This is a genomic window from Pseudomonas psychrophila HA-4 (assembly GCF_000282975.1).
GTDB lineage: Bacteria > Pseudomonadota > Gammaproteobacteria > Pseudomonadales > Pseudomonadaceae > Aquipseudomonas > Aquipseudomonas psychrophila_A.
On the sequence record NZ_ALJC01000028.1, the window covers coordinates 1 to 452 of the forward strand.

Annotated in this window: 1 pseudogene; it reads left to right on the forward strand. The window is 40.9% G+C overall.

What is annotated here, in order from left to right:
• A pseudogene (locus B347_RS0103655) lies at window positions 1-315 on the forward strand (hypothetical protein); the annotation flags it as partial.
• Between the last annotated feature and the right edge of the window lie 137 nt (window positions 316-452).

Genomic DNA, 452 nt, shown 5'->3' on the forward strand with positions numbered 1-452 from the left:
AATAGACGGCTTATAAAGTTGCTGAACTGTAAAGATATTAATATCAATCAACCTCCTACTCCTGGTGGGCCTGTAGCGGTTTATACCTTGGATCAGCTTCCGGGTAAGACAGTGAAGATGAAAATAAGTTTAGCTGAGAAAGAGAGGCCTTCGACAGGCGATACTTGGGTGGAATTTTCTAAAGGGTGGAAAAAATGCATGGGGAAAGGTTTTGAAGATCCTTATGCATTTTGTCGTGGGAATACTCAGGATTTTAGCCAGTTTATGATGCCCGATGGCAAGCAGTGCACTATTTATCCGGGATGTACTGAATAAAAAGGTTTAGCCATGAAACGTGTCATTGGTTGTTTAATACTGATTATTAGCAGTGTTGTAGGTGTGATGTGGTATTTAAAAGAACCCAACACTTTTACGTTAAGCGTGGATATGCCGCCGGGTTTTAAATACAGAGC